The sequence below is a fragment of the Terriglobales bacterium genome (genome assembly GCA_035457425.1).
Taxonomy (GTDB): Bacteria; Acidobacteriota; Terriglobia; order Terriglobales; family Acidobacteriaceae; genus JACPNR01.
In genome coordinates this window covers 1-7,750 of the sequence record DATIBR010000066.1, presented here as the reverse complement: position 1 = coordinate 7,750, position 7,750 = coordinate 1, and the positions used below count along the sequence as shown (strand labels likewise).

Here is a 7,750-nt window from a genome sequence, read left to right as displayed (position 1 = left end):
GAGCAGATGCACGCCATCCTGCACCAGGGGAAGGCGCCGCGAGATGCGATCCGCGAACTCATGACTCGCCCGGGGAAAGACGAGTAGGAGTGCGCGCGCTTGCAGATTGTCGATCGCAGATCGCGGAATCGGCCGGAACGGCCCGTAAGTCCTTATTCTGCAATCTGAAATCTGCAATCTGAAATCCCCCTTTTCGGGTTACAATCCGCCAACACTAGGCGTTTCCCCCAAGGACATACTCCAAGCAGATGGCGAGTCCATTTCGTCTTCCGATCCTCTACCTGATCTTAGGCGTGCTCATCCTGGTGAGCGTGGTGCCGCTGTACTTCTACGCGACGCAGGTGGTGGGCATCAACCGCGAGCAGCTCAAGACGCAGGAGCAGGTGCTGCAGAACACCATCACCGGGTCGCTGGCGGAAGACATCACGCAGCGGCAGAAGAACCTGGAGACGATGCTCTCGAACCTGGCGTCGGCGATCCAGGTGGCGAGCGGTTCGAACCTGACGGGCGAGCACGTGAACTCGCCGGAGCTGCGCGCGCTGCTGGAGAAGTTCGTCTCCTCGTCGCCCGACATTGCGTACGCCACCATCCTGAATGACGAGACCAAGGGCATCTCGGCGGGGCGCATCGCGCTCGACGACTTCATGACGCGCGAGCTGGAGCGCGCGTTCTCGGCCGCGCGCGAGGGCCGGCCGTACAGCGGGCAGGCGCTGGAGGTCGGCGCCGGCAAAGACGCGCGCACCGCGACGCTGGTCGCCGTCCCGCTGATGGCCGACGGCCGCTTCATCGGGATGATCGGCACCGTCGTGGACCTGAACTTCCTGACCAAGCGGCTGCAGGACGCCTCGACCGGCGGGCTGTTCGCCTACGTGGTGGACCACAAGGGCCGCCTGGTCGCAGGCGCGACCAAGCAGTTCGCGGTCGGGCAGGACATGACGAACATCGAGATCGTGAAGAACTTCGTGGATCTCGGCGGCAAGACGCAGGTGCGGGCGACCAAGGAATTCAAGCTGCGCGACGGCAAGGACGAGATGGACATGCTCGGCACCTACGTGCCGGTGCCGGCGCTGGAGTGGGCGGTGCTTGCGCAGAAGCCGCAGCGCCAGGCCTACCAGGGCGTGTTCGAGATGCAGCGCATCGCGAACCTGCTGGCGGTGGCGCTGGTGCTGGCGATCATCGTGCTGAGCGTCATCGCGGCGCGCAAGATCACGCACCCCATCGACATCCTGACGCAGTCGACGCGCGCCATCGCCAAGGGCGATTTCTCCCAGCGCGTGCACCTGAAGTCGCGCACCGAGATCGGCGAGCTGGCCGACACGTTCAACGTCATGACCGGCGACCTGGAGCGCATGGTCTTCGACCTGAAGAAGGCCGCGGAGGAGAACCGTGCGCTGTTCTTGAGCTCGATCCAGATGCTGGCCGGCGCGGTCGACGAAAAGGACCCGTACACCAAGGGCCACTCCGACCGCGTGACGCGCTACTCCGTGATCCTGGCGACCGAATTGGGGATGATCAAGGAAGAGATCGAGAAGATCCGCATCTCGGCGCAGCTGCACGACGTGGGCAAGATCGGCATCGAGGACCGCATCCTGAAGAAGCCCGGCGCGCTCACGCCCGACGAGTTCGAGATCATGAAGACGCACACGACCAAGGGCGCGACCATCCTGCGGCCGGTCGAGATGCTGAAGGAGATGATCCCGGGCATCGAACTGCACCACGAGTCGCTGGACGGGCGCGGCTATCCGCACGGGCTCAAGGGCGACGACATCCCGCTGATGCCGCGCGTGATCACCGTGGCCGACACTTTCGACGCCATGACCACCAACCGCCCGTACCAGGCGGCGATGGATCCCGAGTACGTGGTGCGCATCATCAACTCGCTCGCCAACACCAAGTTCGACCCACGGGTGGTGGCGGCGCTGACGGCCGTGTTCGAGAGCGGCAAGCTGCGACTGCATCGTGCGGCGACGGTCTCGGAAGAACAGGCGAGCGCGGCAGCGGCGGCGGCCAGCGCGACCCCGGCTGCGACCGTGGAGACGATGAAGAGCTAGTACCGGGTTGCGAGTACCGAGTGGGCTGCGCTGGTCGCAGCCCATCATTTTTGGGCGCGACTCGGTACTCGGTACCCGGTACTCGGTACTTCTTCCCTCCCCGTATAATCGAAGTTTCGACCCCATGATCCAGACCCTCTTTGGCGCTCCCGAACCACCGAGCTTCCTCGACCGCATGAAGGAAGCGGTGACGCGCACGCGCGAGTCGCTGAGCGAGCGCATCGAGGACATCGCCTCGTTCGGCAAGGAGATCGACCGCAACACGCTGGACGAGCTGGAAGCGACGCTCATCGCGGCCGACCTGGGCACGACGACGACGCGCGAGATCCTGGAGAAGCTGCGCGAGAAGGCCGACCGCAAGCAGATCGCCGACGTCGCGGAGCTGAAGCGGCTGCTGAAGGAAGAGCTGCTCGCCATCCTGACGGCGGCGGAGAAGCCGGCGAAGGCGGTGGAGGGGCCGGAAGTCATCCTGGTGGTCGGCGTGAACGGCACCGGCAAGACGACGACCATCGGCAAGCTGGCACACACGCTGCGCGCGCAGGGCAAGACGGTGCTGCTGGCCGCGGCGGACACGTTCCGCGCGGCGGCGATCGAGCAGCTCGAGGTCTGGGGCGACCGGACGGGCACGGAGGTCATCAAGACGAAGCCCGGCGGGGACCCGTCGGCGGTGCTGTTCGACGCGCTGCACGCCGCCACCGCGCGCAAGAACGACTACGTGATCGTCGACACCGCGGGCCGGCTGCACACCAAGTCCAACCTGATGGCGGAGCTCGAGAAGATGGGCCGGACGGCGCAGCGCATCGTCCCCGGCGCGCCGCACGAGGTGCTGCTGGTCATGGACGCGACCACCGGGCAGAACGGCCTGCAGCAGGCGCGGCTGTTCACGCAGTCGGCGGGCGTGACCGGCATCGTGCTGACCAAGCTCGACGGCACGGCGAAGGGCGGCGTGGTCGTGGCGATCTCGCGCGAGCTGGGGCTGCCGGTGCGCTACGTCGGCGTGGGCGAGAAGCAGGGCGACCTGTTGCCGTTCAACGCCAGGGATTTTGTGGAATCGCTGTTCGCGTGATGTCCAACCAAGCGCAAGACGAGTCGTTGATGCGCGAAGCGCTGGCGCTGGCGCGCCAGGGCGTGGCGCTGGCCTCGCCGAACCCGTGTGTCGGCGCGGTCGTCACAGACGCGGGCGGCGCGGTCGTCGGACGCGGCTTTCACACCTACGAAGGGCTCAAGCACGGCGAGATCCTCGCGCTCGAGCAAGCGGGCGCGAAGGCGAAGGGCGGCACGCTCTACCTGAACCTGGAACCGTGCTGCCACCAGGGCCGCACCGGGCCTTGCACCGACGCGGTCCTGGCCGCGGGCGTGAAGCGCGTGGTCGCGGCGATGAGCGACCCGAATCCCAAGGTAGCCGGCCAAGGCTTCGAGAAGCTGCGTGCCGCCGGGATCGAGGTCGCGACCGGCGTGCTGGAAGCGGAGGCGCGCAAGCTGAACGAGAGCTTCGCGAAGTGGATCCGGACCAGCCTGCCGCTGGTGACGCTGAAGGCAGCGCTCACGCTGGACGGCAAGATCGCGCCCCCGCCGGGCGAATCGCACAACCCGACGGCGCTCGGCTCGGGCGGAGCCAGCATCACCTACATCACGAGCGAAGCGGCGCGCGCGCACGTCCAGGAACTGCGGCACGCGAGTGATTCGATCATGGTGGGCGTGGGGACGATCGTCGCCGACGATCCGCTGCTCACCGACCGGACGCTGCGGCCGCGGCGGCGGCCCCTGCAGCGCGTGATCCTCGACTCGCGGCTGCGGTTGCCTTTGGAGTCGCGCGTGGTCAAGACGGCGAAGAGCGACGTCATCGTCTTCTGCTCTTTCGCGGAGGAGAAGAAGAAACGGGCGCTCGAGGAGCGCGGCGTGCGCGTGGAGCAAGTGAAACTCGGCTCCGCCGGTCGCCCGGACATGAGGCAGATCGTCGCGCGCCTGGGAGAGCTGGACTTCACTTCCCTGCTGATCGAGGGCGGAGCCCTGGTGAATTGGGCGGCGCTGGCGGCCGACGTGGTCGACAAGATATTCCTCTATTACGCGCCCAAGATCCTGGCGGGAGGCGGCGCGGTACCCTTCGCCGCCGGTGCGGGCTTCCGCCACATGGGCGAGGCAGCCCAGGTGAAGAGCTTCGAGTTGCATCGCTTCGGCGAGGACTTTGCGGTCGAAGGCTACCTGCGCGATCCGTACGAGGAAAGCAATCAGCGGTAAGCAACAGGCGATAAGAAACGTCATGTTCACTGGTCTCATTGAAGAAGTCGGCAGGGTTCGAGCGCTGGGCGCCGGGAACGGGACGCGGCGGCTGACGGTCGGGTCGCGCGCGCTCATCCGCGAGATCAAGAAGGGCGATTCGATCGCGGTGAGCGGCGTCTGCCTGACGGCGGTCGCGCTGAGCAAGGACGCGGTGGCGTTCGATCTCGCCGCCGAGACGGTGGCGCGCACTTCCCTGACCCGCCTGCGGCCCAACGCGCTGGTGAATCTGGAGTTGCCGATGAAGGCCGGGCAGCGCATGGGCGGCCACATCGTGCAGGGACATGTGGACGGCATCGGGACGCTGACCGCGCTCGAGCGCATTCCCGGCGGCGAGGACTGGATGCTGCGCATCACCATCCCGCCGGAGCTGGCGCGCTACGTGGTGTTCAAAGGCTCGATCGCGGTCGAGGGCATCAGCCTGACGGTGGCAAAGCTGGAGAAGAACGAGGTCGGGATCGCCATCATCCCGCACACCTACGCAGCGACCAACCTGCGCTCGCTCCGCCCCGGAGACCCGGTGAACATCGAGGTGGACGTGCTGGCGAAGTACGCCGAGCGTCTGCTGGCGCAGAAGCCGGACGGCGAGCCGCTCACGCTCGAGCGGCTGCGCGAAGAAGGCTTCTGAGGGCGTGCCCTAGGGGTAGGAGGGCTCTCCAGATTCCCCGTGTTGCGGCGGTTCCTTCCCGGGGAGAACCAGCTCATCGAGGCGCAAGAATTCCTGTACCACGGGATCCTTGCTGCGTTCCATCTCTCGCATCGTTCCGAAGAAGTGCGCCTTCCCTTCGTGCAGGAAGACGACGCGGTCGGCGAGCTTCTTGGCCAAGCGCATGTCGTGCGTGACGACGATCGAGGTGAGCTTGAGCTGGTACTTGAGCTTCTTGATGAGGTCGCCCAGGAGCTGGGCCATGAGCGGGTCCACCTGGGTGGTGGGCTCGTCGTAGAGGATGCACTCCGGCTGCGCCGCCAGCGCGCGCGCGATGGCGACCGAGCGCTTCATCCCGGTCGATAGCTCCGAGGGCAACTGGTCGCGGTACTGGCGGACGCCGACCATCTCGAGCAGGCCGTCGACGACCTGGTAGATCTGCTCCTCGTCGAGGTCGCGGCGCTCGCGCAGCGGGAACGCCACGTTCTCGCCCACGCTCAACGAATCGAACAGCGCGCCGTTCTGGAAGACCATGGTGACCTTCTTGCGGATGCGCTCCATCTCGGCTTCGCCGTATTCGGTGATGTCCTCGTCGGCCACGATGATGCGGCCGGAGTCGGGCTTGAGGAAGCCCATCAGGTTGTGCAGCGAGACCGACTTGCCGACGCCGGAGCGGCCGAGGATGCAGAGCGTCTCGCCCGGCAACACGAAGAAGTTCACGTGGTCGAGCACGACGTGCGCGCCGAAGGCCTTGCACACGTCAATGAACTCGATGTAGGGCTTCTGCGATTCGCCGTTGCCGCCGTGGTGGTTGTGCGCGCTCATGCCTTGCCCCGGGCCGCCGAGCCCTTTGCCTGCTCGAACTCTTCCCTGGTGTTGAGATTCCGGAACATCGTATCGGGCAATCCCAGCTTCGCCAACTCATCGGCGTCGATGACCCGCGTGATGGCGGGAGCGAACAGCGAGTCTATCCTGTTCTGCCCCGCGGCGAGCGCCTTCTCGGCGACCTCCTCGAACTCCTTGCGGTAGCAGGCGCAGAGCGGCTGGAAGCCGTCACGCGTCTTCGGGACGGTGACCAGCGCCTCGTGGTGCACCGCCTGCTTCAGCAGATATTCCAGAAAGTGCGGCTCGACGAACGGCATGTCCACGGCGAGGACCAGGTTGAACTCGGTGCGCGAGATGTTGAGCGCGGCGTGGATGCCGCCCAGCGGCCCCCGGTCCTTGTAGATGTCGAGCGCGATCTGGCCGAAGGCGGCGAACTTCTGCTTCGGCCCGACGATGCGCATCTGCTCCGCGACCGTCTTCGCGATGCCGATCATGCGGTCGATCAGGAGCTGGCCTTCCAGTTCGAGAAACGCTTTTTCCGTGCCCATGCGGGAGCTTTGACCGCCGGCCAGGATGAAGGCAGTGACGTCGTGCATTTTGCGCGATTGTATCGCGGGGGGCCCGATCCAGCCGGTTGGCGCGATGCAAAAACCTGCTTTCGGGTTTGCTGGACTACCGCAATCCATACGGGTTTAGGGAGGTATGTTCCAAAAACCATAGGCTGTGCGGCTCTACCTAATCTATCCGTATGAATTTAAACGTTTTAGATAGTTAAGGTTATCCACAGATGTGGCCCTGCAGTTGCATTTTATTACGCCGGTATTAACCCCTCCAGGGTTCGAGTTGTTTCAGCAAGTTAAACCAAAACACACACAGGAGTGATAGTCCAATGACGCAATTGCCGTTTAGGACAACCGCTTTCCTGTTGATCGCGCTGTTGGCGCTCTCGGTCGGCATGTTCGGCCAGGGCATCGTGACAGGCACGATCGCAGGCACAGCGGTGGACCAGCAGGGCGCCGTCGTGAAGGACGCCAAAGTCATGGCGACCAACACGGACACGGGCGTTTCCTACACTGGGACCACGAACGACCAGGGCTACTTCACCATCCGCTCCGTGCCGACGGGCAACTACAGTGTGACCGTCGAAGCGCAGGGCTTCAGCAAGAAGCAGATCACCGGCGTGAAAGTCGCGTCCGGTGTGATCAGCGACCAGGGCAAGATCGAGCTGAAGATCGGCAGCACGGAGACGGTGACGGTGGAAGCCTCGGCTCCGCTCATCGAGACCACCACCGCGCAGATCGGCAAGACGTTCGAAGCGCGCCAGACCACCGACCTTCCGGTCGGCACTGGCTTCGACTCGCTCGCGCTGCTGGTACCGGGCGCGGCGACGACCGGTGACGCCGGCTTCTCCAACACCAACGGCGCCGGCATCTCGATGAACGGCCAGCGCGGCCGTTCCAACAACTTCAACATCGACGGCCAGGCCAACAACGACAACTCCGTTGCCGGCCCGTCCTACTTCCTTGGCAACCAGGACCTGATCCAGGAGTTCCAGGTCATCTCCAACAACTTCAGCGCGGAGTATGGCCGCAACATGGGTTCGGTCATCAACTACGTGACGAAGTCGGGCACCAACAACTGGCACGGGACCGCTTTCTGGTTCTACACCGGCAACTTCACCGCTTCGCTGCGCAACGAGGAAAAGAGCTCGCTGCTCGGCGGGGACGGCGTGGTGCCGCGCCTGGTCGACAACCGCTACGGCTTCACCTTCGGCGGACCGATCGTGAAGAACAAGGCGTGGTTCTTCGTGTCGGGCATGAACGAACGGCAGCGCGCGGGCTTCACCTCGAGCTCGGGTAGCAGCCTGACTCCGACTCCGACTGGCCTGGCAACTCTGGCTGCCACCTACTGCGGCGGCGATCCGCTCTGTGCCACGCACCCGGCTTTGGGC

At 65.2% G+C, this 7,750-nt stretch carries 7 protein-coding genes; 5 read left to right on the top strand and 2 right to left on the bottom strand.

Features of this window, described 5'->3' with window-relative positions; all coding sequences use genetic code 11:
- Nucleotides 1-248 precede the first annotated feature (248 nt).
- From VLA96_04740 to VLA96_04725, 4 genes are all read left to right on the top strand, one after another.
- The gene (locus VLA96_04740; GenBank protein HSE48494.1) at nt 249-2,051 is read left to right on the top strand and encodes an HD domain-containing phosphohydrolase; all 1,803 of its coding nucleotides are present in this window, start codon (nt 249-251) and stop codon (nt 2,049-2,051) included.
- Nucleotides 2,052-2,175: 124 nt separating this feature from the next.
- The gene (gene ftsY / locus VLA96_04735; GenBank protein ID HSE48493.1) at nt 2,176-3,117 is read left to right on the top strand and encodes a signal recognition particle-docking protein FtsY; all 942 of its coding nucleotides are present in this window, start codon (nt 2,176-2,178) and stop codon (nt 3,115-3,117) included.
- Entirely contained in the window at nt 3,117-4,289 is a 1,173-nt protein-coding gene (gene ribD / locus VLA96_04730) for a bifunctional diaminohydroxyphosphoribosylaminopyrimidine deaminase/5-amino-6-(5-phosphoribosylamino)uracil reductase RibD (protein ID HSE48492.1), read from the top strand. Before ftsY ends, ribD begins: the two co-directional genes overlap by 1 nt.
- A gap of 22 nt (nt 4,290-4,311) precedes the next feature.
- The gene (locus VLA96_04725) at nt 4,312-4,956 is read left to right on the top strand and encodes a riboflavin synthase (protein HSE48491.1); all 645 of its coding nucleotides are present in this window, start codon (nt 4,312-4,314) and stop codon (nt 4,954-4,956) included.
- A 9-nt stretch (nt 4,957-4,965) separates the two neighbouring features.
- Here VLA96_04725 and VLA96_04720 read toward each other — a convergent pair whose 3' ends face one another.
- Both VLA96_04720 and VLA96_04715 read right to left on the bottom strand, forming a co-directional pair.
- The gene (locus VLA96_04720; protein HSE48490.1) at nt 4,966-5,799 is read right to left on the bottom strand and encodes an ATP-binding cassette domain-containing protein; all 834 of its coding nucleotides are present in this window, start codon (nt 5,797-5,799) and stop codon (nt 4,966-4,968) included.
- On the bottom strand, nt 5,796-6,395 hold the full coding sequence (locus VLA96_04715) for a molybdenum cofactor guanylyltransferase (protein ID HSE48489.1): 600 nt from the start codon (nt 6,393-6,395) through the stop codon (nt 5,796-5,798). The genes VLA96_04720 and VLA96_04715 overlap by 4 nt, the downstream gene beginning before the upstream one ends.
- A gap of 302 nt (nt 6,396-6,697) precedes the next feature.
- Here VLA96_04715 and VLA96_04710 point away from each other — a divergent pair.
- A partial coding sequence (locus VLA96_04710; GenBank protein ID HSE48488.1) for a carboxypeptidase regulatory-like domain-containing protein occupies nt 6,698-7,750 on the top strand: 1,053 nt, incomplete at its 3' end.

Bases quoted from the DNA above. Each gene is read 5' to 3' on its own strand.
- VLA96_04740 (HSE48494.1), top strand. From the start codon at position 249: ATGGCGAGTCCATTTCGTCTTCCGATCCTCTACCTGATCTTAGGCGTG.
- ftsY (HSE48493.1), top strand. From the start codon at position 2,176: ATGATCCAGACCCTCTTTGGCGCTCCCGAACCACCGAGCTTCCTCGAC.
- ribD (HSE48492.1), top strand. From the start codon at position 3,117: ATGTCCAACCAAGCGCAAGACGAGTCGTTGATGCGCGAAGCGCTGGCG.
- VLA96_04725 (HSE48491.1), top strand. From the start codon at position 4,312: ATGTTCACTGGTCTCATTGAAGAAGTCGGCAGGGTTCGAGCGCTGGGC.
- VLA96_04720 (HSE48490.1), bottom strand. From the start codon at position 5,799: ATGAGCGCGCACAACCACCACGGCGGCAACGGCGAATCGCAGAAGCCC.
- VLA96_04715 (HSE48489.1), bottom strand. From the start codon at position 6,395: ATGCACGACGTCACTGCCTTCATCCTGGCCGGCGGTCAAAGCTCCCGC.